The sequence below is a fragment of the Pseudomonas sp. KNUC1026 genome (assembly GCF_021650705.1).
In the GTDB taxonomy this organism is placed as follows: Bacteria; Pseudomonadota; Gammaproteobacteria; order Pseudomonadales; family Pseudomonadaceae; genus Aquipseudomonas.
The window spans coordinates 2,952,733-2,979,244 of record NZ_CP087138.1 but is presented as its reverse complement, the minus strand read 5'-3'; the positions used below and the strand labels follow the sequence as shown (position 1 = coordinate 2,979,244).

The 26,512-nt window shown below is 52.0% G+C and carries 22 protein-coding genes and 4 pseudogenes; 5 read left to right on the top strand and 21 right to left on the bottom strand.

Translation table 11 applies throughout. The annotated features are described in order from the left end of the window. Positions 1-4: 4 nt before the first annotated feature. Positions 5-289, bottom strand: a complete 285-nt coding sequence (locus LN139_RS13855) for a hypothetical protein (protein WP_236354354.1) — start codon at positions 287-289, stop codon at positions 5-7. Between the two features lie 182 nt (positions 290-471). Here LN139_RS13855 and LN139_RS13850 point away from each other — a divergent pair, with 182 nt between their 5' ends. Beyond that, positions 472-1,863, top strand: a complete 1,392-nt coding sequence (locus LN139_RS13850; protein WP_236360411.1) for an MBL fold metallo-hydrolase — start codon at positions 472-474, stop codon at positions 1,861-1,863. Between the two features lie 142 nt (positions 1,864-2,005). On the opposite strand, the pseudogene LN139_RS13845 reads toward LN139_RS13850, so the two are convergent. Next, positions 2,006-2,798, bottom strand: a pseudogene (locus LN139_RS13845) (IS256 family transposase); the annotation flags it as partial. 159 nt (positions 2,799-2,957) lie between these two features. Continuing rightward, a pseudogene (locus LN139_RS13840) lies at positions 2,958-3,424 on the bottom strand (transposase); the annotation flags it as partial. A 301-nt stretch (positions 3,425-3,725) separates the two neighbouring features. Between LN139_RS13840 and LN139_RS25725 the strand changes: the two are divergent. Together LN139_RS25725 and LN139_RS25720 are read left to right on the top strand one after the other, a co-directional pair. Further along, positions 3,726-4,181, top strand: a pseudogene (locus LN139_RS25725) (IS5 family transposase); the annotation flags it as partial. Between the two features lie 184 nt (positions 4,182-4,365). Next, complete coding sequence (locus LN139_RS25720) at positions 4,366-4,578, top strand: transposase (protein WP_442964438.1); 213 nt, start codon at positions 4,366-4,368, stop codon at positions 4,576-4,578. Here the strand turns inward: LN139_RS25720 and LN139_RS13830 are convergent. Further along, positions 4,575-5,936, bottom strand: a complete 1,362-nt coding sequence (locus tag LN139_RS13830; RefSeq protein WP_236354352.1) for an O-antigen polymerase — start codon at positions 5,934-5,936, stop codon at positions 4,575-4,577. The two genes, LN139_RS25720 and LN139_RS13830, sit on opposite strands and share 4 nt — an antisense overlap. A 201-nt stretch (positions 5,937-6,137) precedes the next feature. On the opposite strand from LN139_RS13830, the pseudogene LN139_RS13825 reads away from it, so the two are divergent. Next, a pseudogene (locus LN139_RS13825) lies at positions 6,138-6,630 on the top strand (transposase). Positions 6,631-6,710: 80 nt separating this feature from the next. Here the strand turns inward: LN139_RS13825 and LN139_RS13820 are convergent. Both LN139_RS13820 and LN139_RS13815 read right to left on the bottom strand, forming a co-directional pair. Next, complete coding sequence (locus tag LN139_RS13820) at positions 6,711-7,400, bottom strand: hypothetical protein (protein WP_236354351.1); 690 nt, start codon at positions 7,398-7,400, stop codon at positions 6,711-6,713. Positions 7,401-7,459: 59 nt separating this feature from the next. Further along, complete coding sequence (locus LN139_RS13815) at positions 7,460-8,065, bottom strand: hypothetical protein (protein ID WP_236354350.1); 606 nt, start codon at positions 8,063-8,065, stop codon at positions 7,460-7,462. Between the two features lie 934 nt (positions 8,066-8,999). Here LN139_RS13815 and LN139_RS13810 point away from each other — a divergent pair. After that, positions 9,000-9,853 (top strand): IS5 family transposase gene (locus LN139_RS13810; RefSeq protein WP_442964314.1). Its coding sequence is split into 2 segments (ribosomal slippage): positions 9,000-9,341 and positions 9,344-9,853, totalling 852 coding nucleotides; the frame shifts between segments, so codons are not numbered across the junction. Here LN139_RS13810 and LN139_RS13805 read toward each other — a convergent pair. The 15 genes from LN139_RS13805 to wecB all read right to left on the bottom strand — a co-directional run bounded on the left by LN139_RS13805 (position 9,850) and on the right by wecB (position 26,239). Next, positions 9,850-11,565 carry an alpha-L-rhamnosidase-related protein gene (locus tag LN139_RS13805; RefSeq protein WP_236354346.1) on the bottom strand — a complete coding sequence of 572 codons (1,716 nt, stop codon included), beginning with the start codon at positions 11,563-11,565 and terminating at the stop codon, positions 9,850-9,852. The genes LN139_RS13810 and LN139_RS13805 overlap by 4 nt on opposite strands. A 65-nt stretch (positions 11,566-11,630) precedes the next feature. Then, complete coding sequence (locus LN139_RS13800) at positions 11,631-12,812, bottom strand: DegT/DnrJ/EryC1/StrS family aminotransferase (RefSeq protein WP_236354345.1); 1,182 nt, start codon at positions 12,810-12,812, stop codon at positions 11,631-11,633. A gap of 36 nt (positions 12,813-12,848) precedes the next feature. Then, positions 12,849-13,472 carry an acetyltransferase gene (locus tag LN139_RS13795; RefSeq protein WP_236354343.1) on the bottom strand — a complete coding sequence of 208 codons (624 nt, stop codon included), beginning with the start codon at positions 13,470-13,472 and terminating at the stop codon, positions 12,849-12,851. After that, a complete protein-coding gene (locus tag LN139_RS13790) occupies positions 13,465-14,061 on the bottom strand; it encodes a sugar transferase (RefSeq protein WP_236354341.1) in 597 nt (198 codons plus the stop codon). Before LN139_RS13790 ends, LN139_RS13795 begins: the two co-directional genes overlap by 8 nt. After that, the gene (locus LN139_RS13785; RefSeq protein ID WP_236354339.1) at positions 14,045-15,265 is read right to left on the bottom strand and encodes a glycosyltransferase family 4 protein; all 1,221 of its coding nucleotides are present in this window, start codon (positions 15,263-15,265) and stop codon (positions 14,045-14,047) included. The genes LN139_RS13790 and LN139_RS13785 overlap by 17 nt, the downstream gene beginning before the upstream one ends. Continuing rightward, positions 15,262-17,076, bottom strand: coding sequence for a heparinase II/III family protein (locus tag LN139_RS13780; RefSeq protein WP_236354337.1), 1,815 nt, complete (start codon positions 17,074-17,076; stop codon positions 15,262-15,264). The genes LN139_RS13785 and LN139_RS13780 overlap by 4 nt, the downstream gene beginning before the upstream one ends. After that, positions 17,076-19,211 (bottom strand): bi-domain-containing oxidoreductase, encoded by a 2,136-nt coding sequence (locus LN139_RS13775; protein WP_236354335.1) that lies wholly within the window; start codon positions 19,209-19,211, stop codon positions 17,076-17,078. The genes LN139_RS13780 and LN139_RS13775 overlap by 1 nt, the downstream gene beginning before the upstream one ends. Continuing rightward, positions 19,208-20,035, bottom strand: coding sequence for a glycosyltransferase family 2 protein (locus LN139_RS13770; RefSeq protein WP_236354332.1), 828 nt, complete (start codon positions 20,033-20,035; stop codon positions 19,208-19,210). The genes LN139_RS13775 and LN139_RS13770 overlap by 4 nt, the downstream gene beginning before the upstream one ends. A 15-nt stretch (positions 20,036-20,050) precedes the next feature. After that, positions 20,051-20,827, bottom strand: coding sequence for an AglZ/HisF2 family acetamidino modification protein (locus tag LN139_RS13765; protein ID WP_236354330.1), 777 nt, complete (start codon positions 20,825-20,827; stop codon positions 20,051-20,053). A 1-nt stretch (position 20,828) separates the two neighbouring features. Beyond that, on the bottom strand, positions 20,829-21,434 hold the full coding sequence (gene hisH / locus LN139_RS13760) for an imidazole glycerol phosphate synthase subunit HisH (protein WP_236354323.1): 606 nt from the start codon (positions 21,432-21,434) through the stop codon (positions 20,829-20,831). Further along, positions 21,431-22,567 carry an N-acetyl sugar amidotransferase gene (locus LN139_RS13755; protein ID WP_268944748.1) on the bottom strand — a complete coding sequence of 379 codons (1,137 nt, stop codon included), beginning with the start codon at positions 22,565-22,567 and terminating at the stop codon, positions 21,431-21,433. The genes hisH and LN139_RS13755 overlap by 4 nt, the downstream gene beginning before the upstream one ends. 25 nt (positions 22,568-22,592) lie before the next feature. Next, a complete protein-coding gene (locus tag LN139_RS13750; RefSeq protein ID WP_442964313.1) occupies positions 22,593-23,165 on the bottom strand; it encodes a hypothetical protein in 573 nt (190 codons plus the stop codon). Then, positions 23,162-23,833, bottom strand: a complete 672-nt coding sequence (locus tag LN139_RS25715; protein WP_442964312.1) for an oligosaccharide flippase family protein — start codon at positions 23,831-23,833, stop codon at positions 23,162-23,164. Before LN139_RS25715 ends, LN139_RS13750 begins: the two co-directional genes overlap by 4 nt. Positions 23,834-23,892: 59 nt before the next feature. Continuing rightward, positions 23,893-25,134, bottom strand: a complete 1,242-nt coding sequence (gene wecC, locus LN139_RS13745) for a UDP-N-acetyl-D-mannosamine dehydrogenase (protein WP_236354310.1) — start codon at positions 25,132-25,134, stop codon at positions 23,893-23,895. 10 nt (positions 25,135-25,144) lie between these two features. Beyond that, positions 25,145-26,239, bottom strand: coding sequence for a non-hydrolyzing UDP-N-acetylglucosamine 2-epimerase (gene wecB / locus LN139_RS13740; protein WP_442964437.1), 1,095 nt, complete (start codon positions 26,237-26,239; stop codon positions 25,145-25,147). Positions 26,240-26,512 lie beyond the last annotated feature (273 nt).

The following is a 26,512-nucleotide window of genomic DNA, read 5'->3' as shown; positions in this document are numbered from 1 at the left end:
CCCGTCACTGTGTGCACATGACCACCATCGTTCGCGTGGTCAGGCCTGCAGGGTTTATCCCAAGAAAGCCGCTGTCGTCGTCCTCACCGTGCTGGCTGGAACGTGCAATGACTCGATACCCTGCGCTGCCACAGGCCACTGCGGCACTTGTGTAACAGCGGTCCCAAGACGAACTCAGCCCCGAGCAACTGATGTGCACCCCTTTATGGCCGCGGTGTACCGCCGTTTCTGAAGTAGCCGCGCAGCCGGCGGCAGTGCAGATCCACAACATCAGCCAAACATGTTTCATTCAATACCTTCTTGTCGACCTGCGATGAGAGCCTTAGGCGTGTTGCTAGCATTGTGATGTTACGGCTCTACGACCACAAAAAAATGACGATGACTGCACGGGAAGAATTTCAGAGTGTTGCCGATGGTGCAAGGCGACGTATTTGCGCCTCAATAGCCCTCCCGCATCGGAGTGTATCGGCTATGCAAGATCCTCATATCACCCACCATGGTGCGCACTTGGGCGTGACTGGTTCCTGCCATCAACTGCACCTTGCTCATGGGCGCAGCCTGCTGATTGACTGTGGTTCGTACCAGGGCGCGGAACAGTCTTTTGAAGAGGCGTTCGCGTTCGATGCCCGCCAGGTTGTGGCGCTGGTTATCACTCATGTTCACCTTGACCATGTTGGCCGCATTCCTCAGCTATTCGCAGCTGGGTTCAGCGGGCCTATCCTGTGCAGCGAGCCCTCGGCCAGGCTTTTGCCGCTGATGCTGGAGGATGCCTGGAAGCTGGCCTACGGCGCCGATCCGCAGCGGTTGGCGCGGTTTCTGGCTCTACTGGCAGAGCGTGTAGTGCCGCTGCGTTTTGGCGCGCATCACGAGGTGAGCGAGGGTGGGCTGTGGCTGGCAAGGCTTCGGTTTGAGCGTGCGGGGCATGTGTTGGGCTCGGCGTGGGTCGAGTGTGAATTAGGCCTGGGGGCGCCTGGAGAAGGCAAGCGCGTGCTGTTCTCGGGTGATCTGGGCGCGGGGGATTCACCACTGGTGCGGCCGCCGGCCTTGCCTGGGCCTGCCGATACGCTGGTATTGGAGAGCACCTACGGCGACCGTTTGCACACCTGTCGTGCTGAGCGCCAGCGAGCATTAGAGGTTGCGATCGAGCAGGCGCTCGCCGATCAGGGCACCTTACTGATCCCATCATTCAGCCTGGGGCGAGCACAAGAGCTGCTGTTTGAGCTGAGCCAGATCCTGCAGTGCAAAAGCCTGGTTGCGCAGGGTAGTGGGGCACACCCGCTGAATTGGCCGCAACTGCCGGTCATACTCGATTCTCCTCTGGCCAGCCGTATCACCCAGGCCTATCGTGACTTGCAAGCGTATTGGCCTGAGCAGTCACAGGAGGGCCAGGCACTGCAGTTCCCGCAGATGATTACTCTGGACAACCACGAACAGCATGTACACGTGGTCAACTACCTCGCCAGCACGGTACGGCCGGCTATCGTCATTGCCGGCAACGGTATGTGCAGTGGGGGGCGTATCGTCAATTACCTCAAGCGCATGCTGCCCGACCCTCGGCACAACGTGCTGTTTACCGGGTATCAGGCCAAGGGTACGCCGGGCGCACTGCTCCAGGCTGCAGAAGGGGCTGAGGGGTTTATAGCCGTTGATCTCGACGGTGAGCGCCTTACAGTCAGGGCGCGGGTGCAGACTATCAGCGGGTATTCGGCTCACGCTGATCAGGCAGGGTTGGTCGCATTTGCGCAGGCGGTGGGGCCGGAGTTACGGCGTGTGAGGCTGGTGCATGGTGAGGCTCGAGCCAAGACTGCGCTGACGCGGTGTTTGCGCGAAGGGTTGGCTGATGAGGTGGTGATCGAGTATTAAGAGCGGGAATGGACCTCAGACTATGAAGAGTGTTGATAGCCAGGCGGTTTGTAGCCAGGCGGAGCACTGCATCGGATAGCGAGGGACTGTCAGATTTTTTGTGTGCGGGCGGTTAACGCCCGTCAACTGACGGACAGTGAAATCACCAGGTTGGCTTGGTAAAGCGATCTTCATACAGGATCGCAAACTGATTCATCGCACTCTTCCAGTCATGCGCAGCCTTGTCCCAGTTGGCAGTGATGTTTCGCAGCCCGAGCCAGATCAGCTTGGTCGCCGCCTCGTCATTCGGGAAATGCCCGCGCGTCTTGATGATCTTGCGCAGCTGGGCGTTGATGCTCTCGATAGCGTTGGTGGTGTAGATCACCTTGCGTATCGCCTGCGGGAACACGAAGAACGGGATCACGCGATCCCAGGCCCGCCGCCACGCGGCAACTACGGTCGGATACTGCTTGCCCCACGGCCCAGCCTCGAAGTCGTTCAACGCCTGCTCGGCGGCTTCAGCATTGAGTGGCTGATAAATCGGCTTCAGGGCTTTGACCAGCCATTTGCGTTTGTCCCAGAAGGCGTATTCCACGCTGTTGCGGATGAGATGGGCGATGCAGGTTCGCAGGGTCGCTTCAGGGTATACAGCCGCCAGTGCTTCCGGCATGCCTTTGAGTCCGTCAGTGACTGCAATCAGCACATCCTCGACGCCCCGGTTGCGCAAGTCGTTGAACACTTTCAGCCAGAACTTCGCGTCCTCGGTGTTCTCGATCCAGATACCCAGAATGTCGCGGGTGCCGTCCGGCAAAACGTACAGCGCCAGGTAGATCGCTTTGTTGCAGACCACGCCCTCATCGCGGATCTTCACCCGCAAGGCATCGAAGAAAATGACCGGATACATCGCCTCCAGAGGTCGCATGTTGCCATGCACCCACTTCTTCCATCAGGGCGTTAGGCTCTGTATGAAATGTATTCCAGCGAAGGCCAGGCAAGGCGAAAACAGGCGAGGAAGCGGAGTTTACTGGTTGTAAATGAGCATTCCGACCGGGCTCGCGATCGAGCCTGTTTTCAACGCAGCATGGACGAGCTGGGATGCATTTCGTACAGAGCCTAGTCACCAAACTGATGAAATCATAAGAGACGTCTGTGCCGTACTGCTCCAGCAGGAACGCGCGAATCTCGCGCACCGTCATACCGCGGGCATACAGGGCGATGATCTTGTCGTCGAAATCGGTGAAACGCGCTCATGCTTGGGGATCAGGATGAGCGCGGAACTGCCGTCGCGATCACGGGGAATATCTAGTTTGAGCGGGCCATCGTCGGTCAACACCGTTTTGCCGCTAGTGCCGTTGCGCTGGTTCTCGGTGCCTTCCGGGCGCTCCTCGCCGGGCGCATAGCCCAAGTGATGGCCAAGCTCCGCACCTAGTGCGCGCTCGACCAACGCCTTCTTGAAGGCCATCGAGATGTCCTGAGTCGCCTCGGCTGTCATCCGGCCCTTGACGAACTGTTCGACCAGGTCTTTGAAGATATCTGGGAGGTTTTTTCTGGCCCTGCCGGCCGGTGTCTTCTTGCTTGGCATGTCATGCACCTTAAACGCATGTGATGCCCGAACACAAAATTGCTGACAGTCCCGATAGCGACTTTTGTAGGTGGCCCAGCGTTGTACAATGATCAAGCGATATCTCTCCCGTTTATTCCCGCACAACGCTGTAGGATTCCCGAGGGCGGCCGGCCTATGGCTGTCGCTGGCGGAGCAACCTTCTTCTGAGGCATAGCCGGTGAGTATTAGGCTCTGTACGTAATTGGCAGAAACTCGGCCAACCCACACCTCATGCCATTTGCCGTAGAGTCTTCCGCCATCCAGGGAAACGACTCCTCTGATGGCCAGTCGATACGATATTTCAGATAAAGCTTGGGATTTGGTTGCGGATCTTTTCATAGGCCCGCAGCGCGAAGGCCGCCCGCGTCATGATGACCGGCAGATGCTCAATGGCATCCTGTGGGTACTCTGTTCGGGAGCACCATGGCGCGACATGCCGGAGGATTTCGGGCCCTGGTCAAGCGTCTACCAATGCTTTTGTCATTGGGGAAACCAACGTGTCTTCAGCCAGATGCTCAAACGGCTGCAACTGAAGCTCAATGAAAAAGGCCGCATTGATCTGAAGACTTGGATGATTGACTCGACCGCCATACGCGCATCCCGCTCGGCTTCCGGCGCGGGTAAAAAAAGGGGCCTGACGAACCTGCCGACCATGCTCTCAGGCCGCAGCCGCGGGGGCTTCACGACGAAGATTCACATGCTGTGCGACGCTAACGGCATTCCTCTTCGCTTTCTGCTCTCCGGCGGCAACGCAAGCGACACCAACTACGCCCAACCCCTTTGGACGGCGCCCACATCCCGACTGTTCGTGGCCGGCCGCGCAAACGATGCCGATGGCTCCTGGCAGACAAAGGCTATGATTCTGAGGCGCTGCGCCAATACTGCGACCGCTATCGAATGCAGCCGTCATTCCTCTTCGGATGATGAAGCGCAAGCCGAAACCGGACTTGCCTCGCCTGTTCGACAAGCCCAAATACGCGCAACGGAACATCATCGAACGGATGTTCGGCTGGCTGAAAGACAACCGCAGAATTGGTACACGCTACGACAAGCTGGCGGAGAGCTTTGCCGCTATGGTTTCGCTGGCGTGCTCGTTGCGGTGTTTAAAACAGTTGGTTTCGTACAGATTCTAACAACGATCAGTCCGAAATTTATTTGGATATGATTTTTTATATTTCCAGCCGCGCGTGAAGACCTCCAAAAAACAGTATGCAACGATGATCGCTAAAAGAGGATTGCTCCACGAGAACATACTGATGAGGAAAGAGTTATAGGTGTAGCAGAAAAAGAATGTATAAATGGCGCTGTTGATAAGTACTTGGCGCATATTTTTTAGTTTAAGGTAGCAGTAATGGAATACCAAGCCTGTCCCAAAGGCAAACAGCAAAGATCCTGAGATTCCAAAATCCTGAATAACACCTCTGAACATAGTATATATATTTGATTGTAACAGGTTACTGTATCGATAATACTCGCTATAGAAGCCATCAGGTACGGTCGATTCAGTCTCTATCTGCTGCATTAGGACCAAAAACGTATAGTGACCTGACGTGTAATCTTTTGGCAATGAAAAAGTAGTGGCCGATATACCTAAAACATAATGGTTGATCCAATCCGAAAACGCATAGAGATGGCCAAAAAAATAGGAATTGAAATAAAATATGATATGTGAAATTTTTTCGGGTTGCGGAGTGCCATGGGTTCTGGACAAGAAGGCAATTAGTATTAAAAATATGGAAAGCAAGGCGCAGGGGGCGAGCACTTTTAGAGTTTTAAGTGTGATGAGGGCGTGTTCTGAACGGGCAATGCGTGACGTCAAGATTGCACCGTAGAAAACAGCTATGCCTAAAAACAATGTTCCTTTGTCAGCATATAAAATGAGATGCAGAATTGATGGCGCAAAACAGGTGGCCACCAATAGCGCGCTTCTAAGCCTATTCCGCTGATGCGAAAAGGTCGCCCCTGCAAGGCAAATTGCAACATAGTTTAAAGTTGTATCTATGCTGAGGAATACATTTTTAATTAAAAGTCCGTCGTACCTCAGGAGCAGATACCGGAGCCCGGACGAAAGCGGAGAAAAGATTAGTGATTCAAGAGTAAAACCTTGAATGTAGAGATTTATCAACATGCAGATCAGCACGATAAGTGAGAAGCCCATAGCGAAAGTCGAGAGGCAATGATTTTGTCTGAAATCTGAAGTGCTGGATGGGGTAGGTAATATCTGAGCATAGGCGTTTGATTTAACAAAAAACAAGCCGCCCAGTGAAAAGCTAGCGCAGTAAAGGAAAATGAAGGATACGCCCCATGGTGTAATAGGAATATACCAGGCACCTAGCAAGGGGATGAACGTGTAGACGAACCATGCCAGCGAGAATACGACGCCAGGCGCTAGCCAAGAGCGATATACGCGCTTTGATATCAATGAGATAAGTAGTATTAGAATTGACAAAAATATAGAAACTAGTTTTTCAGCGCTTAATAAGATTTCCACAAGATGCTCCGCAGGCAAATTTTCTCTGAGGGGACTATGAGAGTTGCGCGGATTCTAGATTGATCAGTAGTATTTTGCTGAAAAAACCTATCAGAATTTGTTTCGGTAGATGAGAATTTTCTTAAATCTATTTTTTCATCAATTTGGATTGTAATAAGATACAAGCTTAAAATTTTAACCAGGACTTTGAAAAGTTCTTGGATGAGGGGACCGCAGCGCAAAGGTCGCCCCCCGCCGTGATGACCGGCTGGTACCGAATGGCATCCTGTGGGCGCTCTTTTCAGGAGCGCGATGGCGCGACATGCCTGAGGATTTCGGCGCTTGGTAAAGCACCTATCAGTGTTTCGTGATTGGCGAAACCAACGTGTCTATGGCCGGGCCCGCGAACGCTACAGATGGCGCCTGCAGACAAAGGCTATGACGCTGAGGCGCTGCGGCAACACTGCAACCGCTATCGAATGCAGCCGTTGTTTCCCTGCAGTTCATAAAGCGCAAGCCGAAGTTGGGCTTGCCTTGCCTATCCGACAAACCCAAATGTGCGCAACGGAACATTATCCAGCAGATGTTTGGCTGGCTGAAACATCACCGCCGGCTTGGAGCACGCTACGACAAGCTGGCGGAGAGCTTTGCCGCTATGGTTTCGCTGGCGTGCTCGTTGCAGTGTTTGGGACAGTTGATTTCATACAGAGCCTAGCCGGGTAATTGAATTGCTAGCCGTCGATACACTTGAGCTTTATAGCCCAAATGGAATACCTTCGCTTTGCCTGTCACCGATCACCTAATTGCAGTGTGTTGATCAAGCGGTTGTCGGTGTGAGACGGACGATATCTTGGATGATTTTCGTATATTGCCTACCCCGATTAGAAAGCCTGTAAATCCAAATAGCAGCACCGGGATTACTTGAAAAAACAGATCATCATTTACCATCCCTTGCAACGCCAACGATGCAACGGCGGCGGTGCAGGTGCTGCGTGAAAAGCTCGCTGGTTGGCGCCACAACAAAATTAATGAGAATAAAGCGCCGCCGCAGTAAAAAATTGCGTACAGCAAACCCCCTTTAAATACAGCGGTTAAGAAGATATTATGAAGGCTTGAAAATCCAAAGCCATAAACACTTTTTAAGTTACAGAAGCCACACCCGGCGATAGCAGTTCGCCAATCGAGCTTTTTAATAGCTTCTCGATAGATAGCCATTCTGCCGGTCGACAGGTCGTCAATATTCCCAGTTTCGAGGTTTTTGATAGCCCTGTTGAGTTTGTAATCACCAAATTCTTTCGCTCCAATAGTATTCGAGACAGCTGTATCTTTCTGGAGGGCATTGACAGCGTCTGGACTTTGGCCCAGAGAACTGCCAAAAGACCAGAGCAGATAGGCTACAATAAAAACGCCCAGTGACAGCCAGGACAGCTTGTTTCTGAAAGATAATATAGTGATAACTATATAAAAAGCCACTACTCCGATCATGACTTGTCTAGTCCACATGCTGAATGAGACGAAGATCAAAGAGTTTGCAGTGATCAAGACTAGAAATGCGATGTGTTTTTTTGATAGCTCTCGGTCGCGGACAGAGCGAAAGCTCCTAAAGCCATCGCCACGGTTGAGAGCGTTATTACCGCGTATTTACCATAGAAAGGGAAGGCGGAATCGATAAAGGTCGTCTCTGCAGAGCTGTAAGATGCAGAAGAATAAGAAGATAGAACCATCAGATTTCCAGCGGTTCGCCAGATGTCGAATGAGAATATCAGCAGCATTGTTATAGAAATCGGAACAACGAATCTCCAGAAGTGGCTAATTGTTTTTATCCTCGAGCTGATATAAAAGCCCAATAGCGCATACGGTACTGCACTTGCATAGCTGGCTGCGCCCAAAAAATTACGTAAGATACCATCTGGCCCGCTCATGCCAAACGCAGCAAGGAGAAAGCAAAATGCTATAAAAGCCACCACGCTTCTGTGAAGCGATTTTTTCCAATCAAATAACAAAAATACAAACGGAGAAAGAATCAGGCCGGGCGTGATTTCAAAGCCTGGCAATGAGTAGATTTTGATAGGCATGCTGGCTAATGCCAAGATGGCAATCGCAAACTTTATTTTTATGTCGGATGCTGAGCTTGCGGCTTGAGATTGCATCGTAAGTAATCCTTGCGGCTAGGAAAATAGCCTTTTCTGTACAAAGGCCCGCCGACTTTATACGTTTTTTGGTGAGTTTGCACAGATCTTGACACAACTGTTGCCACGCATGCCGCCTACGCAATCCAATCCCGCGTTGATTTCCGACAAATGTAGATATTTGGATAGCTTGGATATTAAATCCATAAGCAGCCGCAGGTACCAATGCTACGATAGAAGCCCGGCGCCTTTTCAAATGACAGAGGTGATAGGGCTGGATTCACGTTTTTGTGTTGGCCGGCGCCGACAGGCCGAGATGGTAGGAGCGCTCAGGCAAACCTAGGGTAGATCTATCGGGCCTGGGGTCCGCGCATAATCGTCAGGTATTCAACCAAGCCTGTGCCGCAGGTTGGGGATCGTTGAGTCTCCCGCAATTTAACGATTGGCCCCCCCCCAGTCGGCGAGTCGGTACGATATCTCGAATCAGATGGGGGATTTCAGTAGCGGCGCGTTCCGTAAAATTCATGTTTAGGCATCGCCCTCGGTGTGATGAGTGAGCCCGCCATGCACACGCTTTCGAGTTAGCGTGCTTATCCTGCGCCCAGATGCATATTTACCAAGCAGCGTACACCGAATACTGGCCGCAGGTGTCACAGTTGCGCTGCAGTTCCGAATAACGATGGAAGTACCGCAAGCAATCATTTTGGAGGTGGCTCGGAAAACCAGGCCTGTCATGCGTCAGAGTCACATGATTGAGCATTTTCCAACGCTGAGAGCTCGATAGGGCATGACAGAACAGCGCTGAAAATACCGGATGTCGTACTGAGGTTTTCCTGCCACCCAAAATGTTGTTCTGCACCTAGGCTCTGTACGTAATTGGCAGAAACTCAGCTAAGCCCATGCTTCAGGCCATTTGCCGTAGAGTCTCCCGCCATCCAGGGAAAGGAATCCTCTGATGGCCAGTCGATACGATATTTCAGATGAAGCTTGGGATTTGATTGCGGATCTTTTCATAGGCCCGCAGCGCAAAGGCCGCCCGCGTCGTGATGACCGGCAGATGCTCAATGGCATCCTGTGGGTACTCTGTTCGGGAGCACCATGGCGCGACATGCCGGAGGATTTCGGGCCCTGGTCAAGCGTCTATCAGCGCTTTCGCGATTGGCGAAACCAACGTGTCTTCAGCCAGATGCTCAAACGGCTGCAACTGAAGCTCAATGAAAAAGGCCGCATCGATCTGAAGACCTGGATGATTGACTCGACCGCCATACGCGCATCCCGCTCGGCTTCCGGCGCGGGTAAAAAAGGGGGCCTGACGAACCTGCCGACCATGCTCTAGGCCGCAGCCGCGGGGGCTTCACGACCAAGATTCACATGCTGTGCGACGCTAACGGCATTCCTCTTCGCTTTCTGCTCTCCGGCGGCAATGCCAGCGACATCAACTACGCCCAACCCCTCCTGGACGGCGCCCACCTCCCGACTGTTCGTGGCCGGCCACGCAAGCGCTGCAGATGGCTTCTGGCAGACAAAGGCTATGACGCCGAGGCGCTACGCCAATACTGCGACCGCTATCGAATGCAGCCCGTCATTCCCCTTCGGATGATGAAGCGCAAGCCGAAACCGGGCTTGCCTCGCCTGTTCGACAAGCCGAAATACGCGCAACGGAACATCATTGAGCGGATGTTTGGCTGGCTAAAAGACAACCGCCGAATTGGTACGCGCTACGACAAGCTGGCGGAGAGCTTTGCCGCTATGGTCTCGCTGGCGTGCTCTTTACGATGTTTAAAACAGTTGATTTCGTACAGAGCCTAGAAAGAGTGTGTGCCAGTCTGAAGCTCAAATACCTCGTCTCGGATTTTGACATGTGCAACGCTATTGGCAGGTACAGTCAGAGTATAGCGCTGGCTCGTCATATCGTAGCTGGCTTTGATCATTCCCAAAGGGGTGGGGAACTGCGCTTTGAAGGAGGCCTGCAGGGCGGGTGAGGGTTGAAATGTCCAAGTCTTCCAACCCGCCTCGAGTGGCCGGATTCCGATTACATATTTGGGGATGACATTCGCGGGGGCTGCTCCCCACGCGTGAGTCCAATCCTCATTGTCTTTGAATGAGACATCCCATGCTTCATGGGTGACGGTAGCGTCATATCTGTCCAACATATTGAACCAGCCACGCAGGCTGCGGTTCAACATTAACGCTATGGCCTCATCATCCAACCCTGCTTCGAAGTACGTCTCTAACAGGAACTGTGCTGCAAATACCGAGCAGGGAAATCCTCCCTGATAGGCCTGAACTCGAGCTTTCAAAGCGTTTTCCAGGACTGAGGTGTCCCCGTTGACCAATCCAAAGCCCCAAGGGATAAACAGTGAATGTGCAGAACTATGGGAAGAACCTACACCGTCCACAAATAGACCATTTGTGTCACGCGCCTGCTCGTTCAAAGCCTGTTTTATGCGTCGTGCGCCATCGGAAAATCTTGTAGCATCCTTATCGTTCCCCAACGCCAGCGCTATGTTTTGCATATCCACCAAGCCCTTGTAAATGAAAGCATTGGTTACCGTGTTGTACGGGCGCATGTCGTGCCCATCGCGTTGGTTTTTGGGCCAATCGACAATGTCGCCCATTGGATAAGTTACTTTTAAAGCTTTTTTCTGAGACTTATTCAAATTTTCAATGTTGACCAGTCCTTTGTTATCGATGACATCCAGCAACGAGACAGTTTTCAACCAGTCATATTGTTCTTTCAGCCATTGCTTGTCGCCGGTATACAAGTAGTCGGCCCACGCCATGAAAATAAGATGGGCTTGCCATTCGGTAGGCCAGCTTGGGTGCTCCACCAGATAAGCAAATGTCTTGCGTGGCGTGACTGTGTCGCCCACCAGATAATACCAACCAAGGGCATTTATGTAGCCGTCGGCCTCATACGGTAGCCGCTCTCTGTCGCCATCGACGAACACCCCCGCAAAGCTCGTGGATTCGAGCGTCGAGTCCATCAAGCGCCACAGGCGGTTCAGCGACTTTGCCTGTTCAGACCCGAAAAAGGTTACTCCCCCACGGCGCTGGAAATCAGGCGCCACCGCATAGTTCGACTCTACGAGTTCTGGGGAAAACTGGCCTTTCCAACCGTAGATATCCACGTACCTAAAAGGCATGACTCTGCGGTTGTCGTCCATAAGTCGGCCATCAGCCCGCCGCAGTGGGGTCGTGGTGAAATGATGAGTTGCAATCACTTTCGTGTCCAGATACCTAACACCAATCGGCTCCGGCCCGGTACTGGGGAGGGGTATTGGGATGGCACTTTCACGAATGACTAGGCGGATCGGGTGGCCAGCGTTTTTCAAGTCTCCTTTAAGTTTGAAGTCGGCGAACCGCACGGAACCATAATCTAGGGTGATCTGCCCATTATCATGGTTGATAACACTTGGGGCGACGCGCTTGACGAACATAGAATCAGCATTGGCGCAAACGGTGCTCACCATACCCCATGCCACGAGAAGGATTTTCATCCATACTTTATATTCATACATTTATCATGGTCCTTTGTTGCATAGAGCAATTTCCGTAAATCTACAAGGCAAAGTGTCCCAACATATCATTCTTTTCTGAACGCGGATGTCGCGGTGTTGGCAATTGCGGAGCAGGTCTGCATCATCTGATCGGTGGTGAGCGTTGGATGGACAAGGAACATCAAGCTCGTCTCTCCTAATACTTTTGCGACCTCCAGCGGCTTCGAAGGCCTGAAAGAAGTACCATCAAATGCTTTTTCGAGATATACCTCAGAGCAGGAACCTGAATAGCATGGAATACCTTGGGCATTAAGGGACTCGATAATTCGGTCCCGGCTCCACTCAGGCAAAAGTTGATCTGGCCGAATGAATATGTAGCACTTGTATGCCGCGTGGCTGATAGCTTCCGGTACGCAAGGTACACGGAAGCCGGCGTATTTGCGTGCGGTGCTCCATATCAATTCCGAATTGCTACGACGTTGCGCGCTCCACGTTTGCATTTTGCGTAGCTGCAGGCGGCCAATAGCTGCTTGAATCTCGAGCATGCGCCAATTTGTTCCGAAGCTTTCGTGCAACCAACGAAAACCCGGTGGATGATCCTTGTTATAGACCGCGTCGAAGCTTTTGCCGTGATCTTTGTAAGACCACATCTTAGACCACAGTTGAGCACTGTTGGTCGTGACCATGCCACCTTCACCCCCAGTCGTCATGATCTTATCCTGACAGAATGACCAGGCAGCGACGTCACCCAATGTGCCGACGGGCGTCCCTTTGTAAAGGGCCCCGTGAGCCTGAGCACAATCCTCGATGACGAACAGCCCATGCTGTTTGGCAAAAGCGTTGATTGGGTCCATATCGCAGGGCCAGCCTGCCAAGTGTACGCATAAAATAGCTTTGCATCTGGAGCTGACGACAGCTGTCACTGTTTCGATAGTGATATTCTGAGTGTCGAAATCCACATCTGCAAAAACCGGCGTGGCACCAGCGTTTATGATGCTGGAAACAGACGCGAGAAAGGTTCTTGAGGTCACGACGACCTCGTCTCCGGGGCCAACCTGCAGCGCTTTAAGTGCGAGGTCTAGAGCCACGGTTCCGTTCATCACTGCGATGGCATGATTAGCCCCACACCATTCGGCAAATTCCTTTTCGAACAGCCTACCTTCCTGACCTGTCCAGTAGTTAACCTTATTGGAGCGCATGACTTCTGCAACGGCGCTGACTTCTTCAGCGTCGAAACTTGGCCATGGCGCGAATTGAGTATTCAACATTTAGGGAACCTATTGATCTAGCGCCAAACCTGGCTTTCAAGTAGATAGAGGTTTCGCAGGGATGCCGACAACGGTGATGCCGTCTGGAATATCTTGAACTACAGCGGCACCCGCCCCGACGATTACACTATTACCTATGACGATGCACTGCCTGACGGATGCGCCTATTCCAATCCAGCTGTTGCGCCCAATATAAACCGCTCCAGCGATGTGTGCGCCTGGGCTGATGTGAACACATTCGCCCAGTTGGCAATCGTGATCGACCGTGGAGGCGGTATTCAGAATGCATCCGACGCCGACGGAGGCGTTGGCATTTACCACCGCTAACGGCATGACCACACTACCCTCACCGAGGTGCGCGCGGCTGCTGACCACGGCACTGGGATGTATGAGGGTCACGACATTCGATCCCTGCCCGGAGAACAGTCCAAGAACGCGAGCGCGAATTCGATTATTACCGATGGCAACAAAAACTCCGTCGAATTCGGCCTTTCGCTCCAATAACTGAGGGATGGTTCCGGAGATAGGCCAGCCATGATGATCCATTCTGCCGGGAAAGCAGTCGTCAAAAAACTCGATCTGCTTCCAGCCGCAAGCCTCTGCTATGTCGGCCGCTACTAAGCCGTGCCCACTGGCACCGGCAATCGCGAGCCTATTCATCAGTGGAGCCGGTAAAACGTGACATTGTTGCAGAGCCTTCCTGATGGATACCGTCCCGCATCAGCACTTTCTTGACGGTAAGCATCAATATTTTCAGATCCAGCCACATAGTCCGATTGTCCACATACCAGACATCAAGCTCGAAACGGTCTTTCCATTTGATCCCGTTACGGCCGTTCACTTGGGCCCACCCGGTAATCCCGGGGCGGGCCTCATGGCGCCGAAATTGCCGAGGGTTGTAAAGAGAAAGATAGTCCATCAGCAGTGGACGCGGCCCGACGAGGCTCATGTCGCCTTTCAATACATTGAGCAGCTCAGGAAGCTCATCAAGGCTGGTTGATCGGAGAAACCTACCGAAGTTGCCAAGACGTTCACTGTCCGGGAGAAGCGCACCCGTGCTGTTCCTAGTGTTCAGCATTGTGCGGAATTTGACCATGAGAAATGGTTTCCCGGCGAGACCTGGGCGCACTTGGGTAAAGAGTACCGGGCCGCCAAGCTTGAAACGGATCAATACAGCGACCGCAATCATTACAGGTGCAAGCAATGTCAAGGCCACTGCAGATACGATGAAATCAAAAATCCTCTTCATACGCACCCTCAAGCCACTCTACGAATTGAGACGCCATAAGGTTCCTTTCGAAATCATTTGCCAGCCCGCGCGCGTTTAGTCCCTTGCCTGTCAACGAGGCGTCCTCCGCTGCCGTGATCAATGCCTCTGCAAAAGCCCGCGGCTGCTCGGGAGGAACGACGTACCCACAGTCATGTTGCTGAATCATCTGTGCTAGCCAACCGGGGTAATTATTCAGCACTGGGACGCCAGCGGCGATGTAATCAAAGAATTTGTTGGGTGAAGTGCCGTAGTAAAAAGCCGGTATATTCGCCAGCACCTGAAGGCCAAGGTCCGTGCTTTTGAGTAACCTGGCCAAGGACGACTTGCTGATGGGATCGTGAAAAACCACATTAGTCAGTTGTTCAGACCTTGCTCGCTCAAGCAAGGCAGGTTTGAGCTTGCCATCGCCAATTAGCAAGATCTTGATATGCAGAGCGTTTCGGTCTTTGAGGACCTTGGCGGCATCCAAGACCGCATCAAGGCCGTTGGCGATGCCGTGAGTGCCGGCAAATACAGCGAGAAAGTCGTCTGCCTGAATCCCTGGCGGGCGCCATCCCTCTGCGGGGCTTGAGAAAATATCGATATCGCAACCATTGGGTATCATCCGAATGCTCGCTGAAGAGATATCCAGTTTTCGGATGCCTTCCACAATACCAGGCGAGAGCCCGACAAGCCGGGTCGCTGATTTGTAACTTGCCCATTCCAAAAGCGCCAGCAAGCGATAAACGAGGGGATTTTTAATCACATTCATCGCTCTGGGGAGCTCTGGCCACAAGTCCCTGACCTCGAACACGAACGGTTTGCGACGTAGCCACCGAGCCGCGATCCCGGGAATACCGGCAGTCAGAGGGGTTGTCGTAGCGAACACCAGGTCACAAGGCTCTTTCAAGGCAACCCAAGTGCTGCGCAATGAAAACCGAAGGAACGTCAATGTCCTTCGCAGGAACCCGTGCGCATTCGAGTAGCTCAGATCGAATTCGATGACATCGATTCCATCGATACTGCCTCGTCTGCGCCCATTCTGGAATTCAGTGGTCAGCCCTGTTTCGCCCCCGCCGTAGCTGCCGCATACCATTGTGACGCTGTGGCCTTCTGAGATAAGGCGCCGGGCCAGCTGGTAGGAGCGGATGCCGACAGAACCTTTTGGAGTCGAGAAGTGTTGATGGAAATAAAGTACTTTCATGATTCTATGCTCAACGTCATTGTTACGTTTCCGGGGGCACGTACAGCGACCTCTATCACAGGGACAGCGTGCCTCTGGAGGTAATGAGTGGACGCCCAGCCTTGTTCGAGCACAAGTGTAAATTCGACATCCGCTTCGAAAGCATAACGGACGCTCCCGCACGACACGGTATCAGCCCCCAGCATCCAATCGCCAGGCGGCAAACGCCACCTCAAGCGAGCGCAGCTTTTGAAGCCACTGAGTGTGTCAACGACCTTCAGCCCATCGCTTAGCTGGCTTACACGCCGGGAGTGCGAGCAGCCTTTGTAGTCTGTGTAAGACGCCGCCATTCCATCAGCCGATGAACTAACATTATAGGAGTTCGGCCAGCGCCCGTAGAGAAAACGGCTCAGCCTAGGCATCTGGTCCCTGTCATCGAATTCAGCGGTATTATGAGCCTTGACACCAGAGAAATAGTCAGACCACTGAGCATCATTATAACTAAACGTACCACCATCTCCGAGTAGGTTTTGCCCATTGTGCCAATAATCGAGATGCAATATGTCGGCCTGACTTGGCCGGAAACTGAAGCGTGCGAAACGTAGCACCAGCAGGTGGTTCGCATCACGACAGGTAGAGAAGCCGCCATCGTCCATCAATGTGGATCCGCCCGGCACTATACGGCGCTCAGGGATGGCTATATTCAGCCAGTGAATTCCCAAGTTCCAAGATCCTTCGCCGAATGCGCGCGCATGTCTGAACAATACACTCGCAAGTTGCAGTGACGGGCGAAAGTCTCTGTAGTCGCATGCGCTCAGATTGATGATATGGGCACCATCGTTTGCTCCTATATTTGGAGCGTCTCCCGAGCTTTCCATGACCATTGCAGCCAGCCAGTCAGTTGCTCTTCTCAGGCGGTCATAGGTTGTTGGTTTGAAGGGCGCATGGCCACTGACAGAGCGCCAGTGTTCAGCGAAGCTATAAGTGTCCAGCATCAGGCGATGATAATTTACAGAGTACTGGCTGAATGTACCGTCGTCAGCGATCAACGATTTAGCACGTTCTTCCAACATCAGCTGGCCTTTATAGCGTAGCGCCTCACCTCTTCTGTGCCCATGCCGCTGCAGCAGGCTACCGCCCACATAAAGTGCCGCGGCTTCGGAGGTGCCGTGATTGTTGTCTTGCGCCAGTGCATAACCAGTGGTAGGTGCTATCCGTTCAAGATGAATTTTTATCAGCTCAAGCAGGGCCTTGCTGGCGTGCTCACGATTATCGAGCAACAGCGTCGCTGCACAAAGATGCAGCACTCGGAAAGACGCCTCTTGGCCGCATTTCCAGTTGGGTCCGATGTTGACGGGATTATGAACACACCAATCCTCTATCCACAAGTTCAATGCCTGTAAGGCTCCAGGCACTTCTGAAGCAACACCCTGCGCCAGATAAGTGACCCACCCCATCCGGCTGAATTCCCAATAGGCTTTGATATCACCGTTACGGTTATCGAAGTCCGTGATTGTCCACCACGGGCGGTCGTGGTTGGAGAACGGTGAGCCTGACAGAGGGTGTTTATGCCAGGCTGGCGGAGAGGTGAGGTCCCCCACTCTTCTGACTGGCTTTCCAAAAAAAACGAGCACATTCTCCCAGGCAAACGATGTTTTCACCCGTTGCGAATTACTTGTAGGAGCAGAGAAGTAAGGCCCGCAGGGTAACTGAGCCTTGATGCGCTGTGCAGCACTCAGCCTCCATTTGATGCTTGCACGATATCGTAAAACCTTCGCGATATTGAGCCAGCCGAGGCGCGAATAGCCGAGCAGTCGTTCTACTGTGCTCATTATTGGCTACGCAGCAACATGGCAGACTGAAGTGTGGCCTCTGCTACCTCGAATATCTCATCTACTGGAATAGCAGATTTACCACTTCGCAGTGAGGCGAGCCATGCCGCGGCGCATTGATCCTGACCTTTATCCTGCTTCCACAGATTCATTGAACTAAAACCAGGCCAACCAAAGCCTTTAAGCTTTCTGAAGTTGTCAAGCTGCAACACCTTTCCGCTGGTGAATACTTCGATTCTCTCCTTGGGATAACTTGCTGCACCGTTGGCCAGGTAGAAAATCGTGCCGAACGATCCATTTTCGAAGCGTAGAGTAATCACCGCCTTGTCTTCAGTGATCGCCACGTAATCATTAGGCCCCATGCGCGTTGCTTGTACTTCAGTGATACGCGAATCCGCAAGGAACCGCATCAAGTCGATGAAATGGCAAGCTTCGCCGATCATACGCCCACCCCCAACTTCAAGGTCATGTGTCCAATGGTTGGCTGGCAACTCTCCGGCATTCATCGTCATTATGAATACTTTAGGCCCAGGCACGCTGCCCAGCAATGACTTCATTTTTACGGTCTGCGGGGCGAACCGACGATTGAAACCGACCATTAGCTGACGTGTATGGCCAGCCAGCCGTGCAGAGGTGTAGGCCTCCCTGACAGACGCCAGCCCTGAATCATCAATGGCTAGCGGTTTCTCGACAAATACATGTTTACCTTCACTCAACGCGCGGGAAACCAGCGACGCATGGCTATTGTGCCGGGTTGCGATAACGACGCCATCGATGTTGGTGTCTTTCCAGATGACTTCCTCATCGCTCGCTGCGACGGCGAAGCCCTGCTTTTCGCCCTGAATTACGCCGGAAATACCGCTATTGCTGAGGATTGTCTTAAACTGGGCCCCTGATTTCTTGAGTGCCGGCAAGAGCATGCGAGAGGCATAGTTGCCAGCACCGATAACAGCGATTACCGGCTCTCCGGTAACAGGGGCTACGTCGGTAGATAGCGAAACCTGGTCAATCAGGCGATCCTCGTCCTGAGAAGGGTAATGCAACAAGATTCCGAGCCCTGACTTGTCGGTTGTCAAAGAGCTGTACGCCTGGCCCATCTCGGAAAAGCTGTAACGGTGAGTAATCAGCGTTTCGGTATCAAGCTGTCCTGAAGCCATCATGTCCAATATGGCTTCAAAGTTCCGTTGCTCTGTCCAACGTACGAAACCAACTGGATAATCAACACCGTCCTGTTCATATGCAGCGTCGTAGCGCCCCGGCCCGTATGAGCAAGATACCTGAAAGCTAAGTTCCTTCTCATAGAACTCAGCCCTGTTGAGTTTGAGGCCCGTAACTCCTACCAGCACTATCCGCCCACGTTTGCGGCACATCTGCGCTGCTTGGCTAACAGGTTGGTCACTGGCTGTGGAGGCGCAGATCAATACGCCATCCACGCCTCGGTGGCGGCTGAATGCGAGCCCTAGGGCTACGGGATCCTGACCCTTGGAGGGGTTGCATGTTTCGGCGCCAAACTTGCTGGCCAGTGCGAGCTTGCTATCGTCAAGATCAACTGCCAGCACTCTGCAACCATGGGCTTTTAGCAATTGAATCGTCAGTAACCCGATCAAGCCTGTGCCAATGACAACGAACGCTTCTCCTAGCGTTGGGGCAGCCAGTCGTATACCCTGAAGCCCGATACTGGCGACAACAGTGAATGCCGCTGATTCATCGGTGACGGTCTCCGGAATGCGTGCCATGAGTTGCTTGGAGACTTTGACAACATCCGAGTGAGGCCCGTTGGAGACGACCCGATCTCCCTCTTTGAAAGGATGCATATCGCTACCCAAGTCGGCAATGACACCGACATTGCAGTAGCCCAGTGGTAATGGTTGCGCCAGCTTGCTGCGCACAGCATCAAGAGTGGTGAAAAGACCATCTGTTCTGACTTTCTCCAGAACCATTCGAACTTTATCGGGTTGTTGCCTGGCTTTTCGCAGATACGACGCCCGGCCAAAGTCTACCAGCATCCTTTCCGTGCCTGCAGAGACCAAGGAAACACGAGAACAGATCACAGCAGTGCCCGAGCTTGCGCGAGGAGAGGGAGCTGACACAAGGCGGGTTTCCCCATTCGCCATGTCTTGCATGATCTGTTTCATACTTTCTCGCTGTCTCCATGATAAGTTTTCAATATGTAATTAAGCGACTTGACATGCTCTCTTGCGATAAATGATAAGGCCTCTTTGGATGTTGATCCGTGATCGCTGTCATGAATCACAATTTCCGGCCTGTACCTTACCGTCAAACCATTTAGCCGACACTCTTCCGCAACGAAATCTTCCTCTCCGAAGAGGAACTGGTTGTAATCCAGTCGCGCAGCTGATTCCAGGTAGGCGCTCGTAAATATCATGAAGGAGCCATGGGGAGAGTATAATTGTGTTCCCGCAGGTGCCTGGGACTTCTTTTTGGCGATCTTGAGATCTGATAGCCAACGGTAGAGCCGAAAAAGAGCGATATGCCTAAAAATGAATATATTTTTCTTCAACCAGCGTCGCGTAGGCCGGACCATGACCTTAGGGTTGAGGTCGCCGCCTCTCGACGGGCAAATAATGCTCGGCGCGAGCATCCCAGTGCGAGAGTCTGCTTCAGAAAGTTGCTGGCTCAAGTTTTTGAAAAAGTCATCACTTACTATTAGATCAACGTTCGAAATGATAATGGCGTCGTAAGTTGATCTGGGGCCCAGTGCTTCGAGGCCGATTTGAAATCCTGGAAAGTATCCCACATTCTCCGATTTTATGTAATGAACGGGGAAAGCAGCCTGGGAATAATCAGGTGCAGGCTGAAGATGCTGGGTCGAGTTATCTACGATTACAAACGTAAATTTAATCGACGGCAATCGCGCATACGCCGCTGCCAGAGAATTAAAAAGGCTTTCTAAATGGCCATATGAATTGTAACAAATGCCGACCAGCGCAATATTCACAGACGTATCCATCCATCAGCGTTGCGAGGAATTTACAATTCGCTCTTTGTCTAAGGGGTTGGGGTAGTTGATCAAAACAGCGCGGTACGCCCCCTTGAAAACGAACAGACTGCCAACTCCAGCCCCGATGATTCCACATCGATTGACCAAGGCTTCGATATCAGCGAGCGAGCCTGCACCTCCCAACATCGTAAGCGGTACCTTTAGCAATGATTTTACAAAAGAAGCAAGTTCGATATTGTATCCTTTCATCGTCCCGTCCAGATCTACGGAGTTGATGACTACCTCGCCAACTCCCTGCGCCTGAAAGATATCAATGAGGTCCATGACGCTATGCTCACTGGAAGTTTTTGCGTTCAGCGTGACAACTTGATATTTGTTGCCCAATAATTTCTTTTTTACATCGAGTACTACGGCTACACTTTGACTACCTATTTCCGAGGCGATCTCACCAATCAAATCGGGGCGTGCAATAGCGGCGCTGCTGATTGCTACCTTTTCGACGCCTAGCGCAATAATTCTTTTTGCTTGTTCTGCAGTTTTTATGCCGCCGCCGTAGCAAAAGGGCATTCTGCACTCAAGTGCCATGCGCTGAATCAATGCATAATCGGGTTCTGATCCTGTAATGCTTGCATCGATATCCAGAAGCATCAGCTCGTCAGCAGATTTTTCATTGAAAATCTTCACGGCATTCAGTGGATCGCCAACATATTTGTGATCCTTGAATTTTACAGTCTTGACAAGCCCCTTGTTTTTTAACAATAGGCAGGGGATTACACGCGAGCGCAGCATGTCAAATCTCCGAAAAGTTTCTTAGCAGCTGAATTCCGGCAGCATGACTTTTTTCAGGGTGAAATTGCACACCATGAATATTTTCCTCCGCCACCGCGCATGCAAAATCACTACCGTAATAGGTACTGGCGAGTACGTTTTCAGGGTGTTCGCAGGAGAAATAATATGAATGGAGGAAGTAGAACAAAGGTGAGGTGCCCATTTCCCTAAACAATGGGTGCTCTCCCAGCGGATTCACATCATTCCATCCCATGTGAGGCAACATAGGGACATCAGACTCATTGAACCGTTTAACGTGGCCTTTGACCCATCCTAAGCCCGGCCTCGTGCCCTCATCACTTCCTTGAGCAAGCATTTGCATGCCGACACAAATCCCGAGAACAGGTACGCCATTGTTTACGACCTGTTTTTCCAAGACTGGAAGCATACCGGATTGCTCCAGGCTTTCCATTGCATGGTCGAATGAGCCGACTCCGGGCAGAATGATACGGGATGCCCGCTCGAGATCTGTTGGGCTCCTAGCGAGGATGCACTCGATATTGAGCCGGCTGTAGAGATTTACAAAGGACAACAGGTTGCCTACGTTATAGTCGACGATTGTAATCATCGCTTCACCGCTCGTTCGATACCCAGAAGGCGCATGGCCTTCGCGCCCCATTCAAACAGGAGATGTTGAGAACGGTAGTCTTTGAAAGACTTGTTTGGCAGGCGATGCAAAGCCTCAAGCTCATCGACACTCATGTCGAGTTTGTTGGCAATGTATTCAAAGTCTTGGCGGATGGTCTCCTCGTTATAGGAAGGCTCTTTCAACAGTTCAAGTGCTTCCATTCGCGTCATTTGCCCGGTCAAAATCAGGCTTGAGAACTGAACCTTGCGAGTATCATAGCCAAACTTTGTAGGGAGCCAGTAGCCTTCATAGAATTTCGTGAATCGCGACTCGTCGTGCTTGCGCGGGTACGCCGTCCAGCCATAGGTTTCTGTCAACACCTTGACTGCATCTGTTCGGATATAAGGAACAAAGTTTAAAGGCTTGACGACTTGTACGCGTTTGAGATAGCGAAGATAGATCTTATGAAACCAGATGCTGCTCAGCGGATAATCGCGAAGTGGTCGCTCACCAAAGCGATTGTGGATATCCTTGAGTTGCCACATGTCTGTACCATAGTACATCCATTCCAATGGATTCCTTACGCACTCTGTTGAAAAATTTCCGCCGTTCAGAATATATTTAATATTGTGCTTATTTGCGAAGTGGTAGAGAGTTGCGACAAAAGCATGGTCCTGCGGTATATCGATGTGAGGAACGGACGCGCGAAAGAATGCACGCTGGAAATCCTTCATTTCCTCCCAGTTTATCACCTCCGTGTAGAGGTCAAGCCCCAGCTTATCGATCATGACTTCGATATTATGCACGGCCATCTGGGAGTTCCAGCCGCCGTCAACATGAAATACCAGCGGGCGAAGGCCGTATTCTTTCACGGCCACATGGAGGAGGTATGAGCTGTCCAGGCCACCGCTCATCCCCATGATGCAGTCGAATGGCTTGCCCTGACTATCTTTCTTGATGCGGGCAACCAGAGCCTCCAGCTGCGCGCGCCCCGCAGGGCCGGTGTCCCAGTGAGGCTTGACATATCTGTCGAAGCCTAAGCAGTGGTCGCAGACACCTTGTTCGTCGAAGGTAATGGATTCGTCAGATGTGTCCATCACGCAGCGCGTGCAAATCTGGAAGGATCGTTGCATTGGAAATATGTGCCCAGGATAAATGTTAACGATGATACCGCATGCGTACGAACAAAAACAACATAAACTCGCCTAAAGCGAAACCGCAAGCTGCTCCGTAATTGGAGAAAAAACAGATCAGCAAAGTGTTCAGTACGATTGAGATTAATCCGACTTTTATCAGGGTGGACGAAAAGAATTTCTTTTCATTCAAGTTGTTCAGGCCAGCGGTGCCCAAAATGAAGTTTGCTATCCCAAAAAATATCGATGACAGCATCAGGCTCGAAAGTGTTAATGCTTCCAGAGTGGGAGGTGGTGCCAGTTCTGGTAAGAACTTTATGGAAAAGATATAGATAGTCGCGCCACAGAGGAGGCTCAAGCCTAGAATCTTATATTGTGGCGTGACAAATTTCCTTAATGCTTTGTAGTGCGCTGGGGAGGGCGCGTCATGCTCGGGTAACAGTGCGACTGCTTTAGTGTAAAAAAACATGTTCAGCGGACGAACTGATGCTTGTAAAGCTTTGATCAGCTTTTCTATGACGGAGTAGATAGCAATTGCGCCCGGAGGCGTATTGAATGCATTCAGAATTAGGACATTTGAGTCGCGAAACAAAATCACTGAAAGGTTGCCAATGAAAATGTGCCAACCCAGTTTGAGTTCATTGATGATCGAGCCGGTCGAGGGGGCGACAGCCTGACTTTTCGGGTTGCCATGAGATAGGCTAGCGAAAGGAGCCCGCCAGCTAGGTAGCAAAGCCCGATGCTTGCGGCCAGGTAGGCAGGAGAACTCCAGAAGAGGCTTGCAGCATAAACGCTGCAAACGGCCATGGCTCTTGATATCAGAACCGCTACGCAATGAGGTACGTTGTCTTCGGTTCCCTGATAGAAATAGGAGGATTGGAAGATATATCCAAGTGGTATGAGGCTCCACCCCAATATAGACCATATTAAATCTGGTTTCACAACGATGCCGGCGGCAGAGATGGCTAGAATGCATATTGCCCAGAGTGCAAGGCGCGTCCAGAACACCTCGCTGAAGTGTTGACTCACTCCCGCCGGGTCTTTTTCCATCGAGAGCCTTATTATTCTAGATACGCCTGTTACTTCAAAACTGTACAGGACAATCGAGACTACTATGAGGGAGATCGATTCTGATAGCACCAGCTGAGAAAAGGCCTCAGCTGTCATGATGTGAAAAAGATAAGGAAATACCAAAATAGGCAATACAGCCCCTGCAGCTTGTATCAGTATAAGTGCTGCAAGATTTTTGAGTTCTCGGCGTCGCATGCAGTGCCTATTTATTTCAGAAAAAACGCGCCTGCCTGAACTGCAGGCGCGAAGCGGTGTTACCAGATCCCACGTGTATCTATGATTTTTGGGTGGGACGGAGCGGGGTGGTCCCGAAACTGCTTGTGATCTACGAGGAGTACCAGGAGGTCGGCATGCTGTATTGCGTGTGAGTGCTCTACAAGCTGCGCGCGCTGTTGGAGTTCGGTAGGTAGTTCATCAATGTTCGGTTCGACCACGATTACATCGACTATTTCACGTTTGCAGATTTCAACTGTGATATTAAGTGCCGGGCTTTCTCTCAAGTCATCAATATTTGGTTTGAATGCGAGACCAAAACATGCCACTACAGGGCGTGGTTTCTTAAGCCTCAATTGCTCGATCGCGTCGTCGACTTTTTTCAGTACCCATTGAGGTTTAAGGTCATTGACTTCGCGAGCCCGTCGAATCAGTTTTGCCTGATCAGGGCTGCTGCTGACAATGAACCAGGGATCAACGGCAATGCAATGCCCACCCACTCCTGGGCCCGGCTGTAGAATATTGACTCTGGGGTGGAGGTTCGCGAGTTTGATGAGGTCCCAGACGTTGATGTTCATGTGGTCGCAAATCATGGAAAGCTCATTTGCGAAAGCTATATTCACATCTCTGAAGCTGTTCTCCGTCAACTTGCACATTTCTGCCGTGCGAGCGTCCGTAATGATGCACTGACCTTCGATAATCAACTTATAAAGACTGGCAGCATGCTCCGAGCATGTCGTGGTCAGGCCGCCTATGACTCGGTCATTTTGTACCAGTTCACGCAAAACCTGCCCTGGAAGCACGCGTTCAGGGCAGTGCGCGACATGGATGTCAGGCTCTCCCATGTCGCCCTCGGGAAAGGAGAGGTCAGGGCGGGCATTGCCCAACCACTTAGCCATCTGCTCTGTGGCACCGACTGGCGAGGTAGACTCAAGGATGACAAGATTGCCAGGGCGCAGAACCGGCGCTATAGACTCGCATGCAGCTTTGATGTAGGAGAGGTCGGGTACTTTTCCCTCCTTGAATGGGGTGGGTACTGCGATGAGAAAGGCATTTGCAGGTTCTGTTTTAAGGCTGGCGCGAAGGTAGCCTGATTGGACGGCAGAGCGCACTGCGATGTCTAGCTCGGGTTCAACGATGTGGACCTCTCCCCGATTGATCGTTTCTACTGCGTGGGGATTGACGTCTACACCCACCACCTTGATTTTGCGAGATGCGAATATCGCTGCTGTGGGCAGCCCGATATAACCAAGCCCGATGACGGATATCTTGTCGAATTTCATATTCAGGTAATCATTGATCTGTGGCGGTTATCGTAAGTTGGCGCATCAGGCGCTCAACGATGCGTTCGCAAGCCTTACCATCACCATACGGGTTATGAGCTTTTGACATTACTTGGTATGCCTGCTGGTCTTCCAGGAGTCGCTCGACTGCGCGGCATATATTCTCTTCGTTCGTGCCAACAAGCTCGACAGTGCCCGCAGTGACTGCCTCAGGCCGCTCCGTGGTGTCGCGCATGACCAGAACAGGTTTACCCAAGGACGGAGCTTCTTCCTGTATTCCACCTGAGTCCGTAAGGATCAGATAACTTTGTGCCATCAGGTAGATAAAAGGCAGGTAGTCCAGCGGTGGCACAAGCTTTACATTGTCAATCTGGCCGAGCGAGGCATGAACCGGCCCGGATACGTTCGGGTTCAGATGGACGGGATAGATGATGTCGACATCGGGGTGGCGGCGGGCAATGGCGGCCAGTGCTCGGCAGATACGTTCGAAGCCGCCCCCGAAACTTTCTCGTCGGTGCCCAGTAACCAGAATGGTACGTCGCTCCGGATTATGGAAAGACAACAGGCTACGGATTCGAGCCTGCAGCGGTTCATCCGACCTTATACGGTCCAAGGTGGTAAGGAGTGCGTCGATAACCGTATTGCCGGTTATTTCAATGTCAGTGGCGGGCACGCCTTCCGCAAGCAGATTGCTACGTGAAGTATCAGTAGGTGCAAAGTGCACGCAGGTGACAGCGGTTGTCAGTTTTCTGTTGCCTTCTTCCGGCCATGGCGAGTAGAGATTACCTGTGCGCAGCCCTGCCTCCACATGACCTACAGGGATTTGATGGTAGTAGGCTGCGAGCGATGCGGCGAAGGTCGTCGCGGTGTCGCCATGCACCAGAACCATGTCGGGCTTGAATTGCATGAAGACGTCACGAAGGCCGCTCAGAATACTCGCCGTGACATCCGTCAAGCCTTGGCCTGCTTTCATGATGTTTAGGTCGTACTCAGGTACGATCTCGAACAAATCCAGCACTTGATCCAGCATTTCCCGGTGCTGGCCAGTGACACAAACCCTTGCGTCAATGCTTCGGCCTTGTAGGGCAAGCACAAGAGGCGCCATTTTAATCGCTTCGGGGCGTGTCCCGAATACGCTCAAGATTTTCAATATCGCTCCCGGACTTACATTAGGCAGGGTGCCCTTTTCCCAGAACCCGCCTCGGTGACACTCCGTCACGTATCGGCGACGGCAAGGAGGGGCGGAGTGAGGCGTGATTCAGCCTTCGCCAGGAGGGCAGCACCTCGTCCGGAGTGTGCTGTGCCTTGGAGCGAAAGGCTTCGAAGGGCGAATTATCTAGATTCTGGTACACCACAGCAAGCTGCGCCTTGCAACAAA

Excerpts from the sequence above, each read along its gene's own strand:
- LN139_RS13785 (WP_236354339.1), bottom strand. The coding sequence starts at position 15,265 with ATGAAAGTACTTTATTTCCATCAACACTTCTCGACTCCAAAAGGTTCT.
- LN139_RS13780 (WP_236354337.1), bottom strand. The coding sequence starts at position 17,076 with ATGAGCACAGTAGAACGACTGCTCGGCTATTCGCGCCTCGGCTGGCTC.
- LN139_RS13775 (WP_236354335.1), bottom strand. The coding sequence starts at position 19,211 with ATGAAACAGATCATGCAAGACATGGCGAATGGGGAAACCCGCCTTGTG.
- LN139_RS25715 (WP_442964312.1), bottom strand. The coding sequence starts at position 23,833 with ATGCGACGCCGAGAACTCAAAAATCTTGCAGCACTTATACTGATACAA.
- LN139_RS13850 (WP_236360411.1), top strand. The coding sequence starts at position 472 with ATGCAAGATCCTCATATCACCCACCATGGTGCGCACTTGGGCGTGACT.
- LN139_RS13765 (WP_236354330.1), bottom strand. The coding sequence starts at position 20,827 with ATGCTGCGCTCGCGTGTAATCCCCTGCCTATTGTTAAAAAACAAGGGG.
- LN139_RS13820 (WP_236354351.1), bottom strand. The coding sequence starts at position 7,400 with ATGATCGGAGTAGTGGCTTTTTATATAGTTATCACTATATTATCTTTC.
- LN139_RS13815 (WP_236354350.1), bottom strand. The coding sequence starts at position 8,065 with ATGCAATCTCAAGCCGCAAGCTCAGCATCCGACATAAAAATAAAGTTT.
- LN139_RS13800 (WP_236354345.1), bottom strand. The coding sequence starts at position 12,812 with ATGTTGAATACTCAATTCGCGCCATGGCCAAGTTTCGACGCTGAAGAA.
- LN139_RS13855 (WP_236354354.1), bottom strand. The coding sequence starts at position 289 with ATGAAACATGTTTGGCTGATGTTGTGGATCTGCACTGCCGCCGGCTGC.
- LN139_RS13755 (WP_268944748.1), bottom strand. The coding sequence starts at position 22,567 with ATGCAACGATCCTTCCAGATTTGCACGCGCTGCGTGATGGACACATCT.
- LN139_RS25720 (WP_442964438.1), top strand. The coding sequence starts at position 4,366 with ATGATGAAGCGCAAGCCGAAACCGGACTTGCCTCGCCTGTTCGACAAG.
- LN139_RS13805 (WP_236354346.1), bottom strand. The coding sequence starts at position 11,565 with ATGTATGAATATAAAGTATGGATGAAAATCCTTCTCGTGGCATGGGGT.
- wecB (WP_442964437.1), bottom strand. The coding sequence starts at position 26,239 with ATGGCGCCTCTTGTGCTTGCCCTACAAGGCCGAAGCATTGACGCAAGG.
- LN139_RS13795 (WP_236354343.1), bottom strand. The coding sequence starts at position 13,472 with ATGAATAGGCTCGCGATTGCCGGTGCCAGTGGGCACGGCTTAGTAGCG.
- LN139_RS13790 (WP_236354341.1), bottom strand. The coding sequence starts at position 14,061 with ATGAAGAGGATTTTTGATTTCATCGTATCTGCAGTGGCCTTGACATTG.
- wecC (WP_236354310.1), bottom strand. The coding sequence starts at position 25,134 with ATGAAATTCGACAAGATATCCGTCATCGGGCTTGGTTATATCGGGCTG.
- hisH (WP_236354323.1), bottom strand. The coding sequence starts at position 21,434 with ATGATTACAATCGTCGACTATAACGTAGGCAACCTGTTGTCCTTTGTA.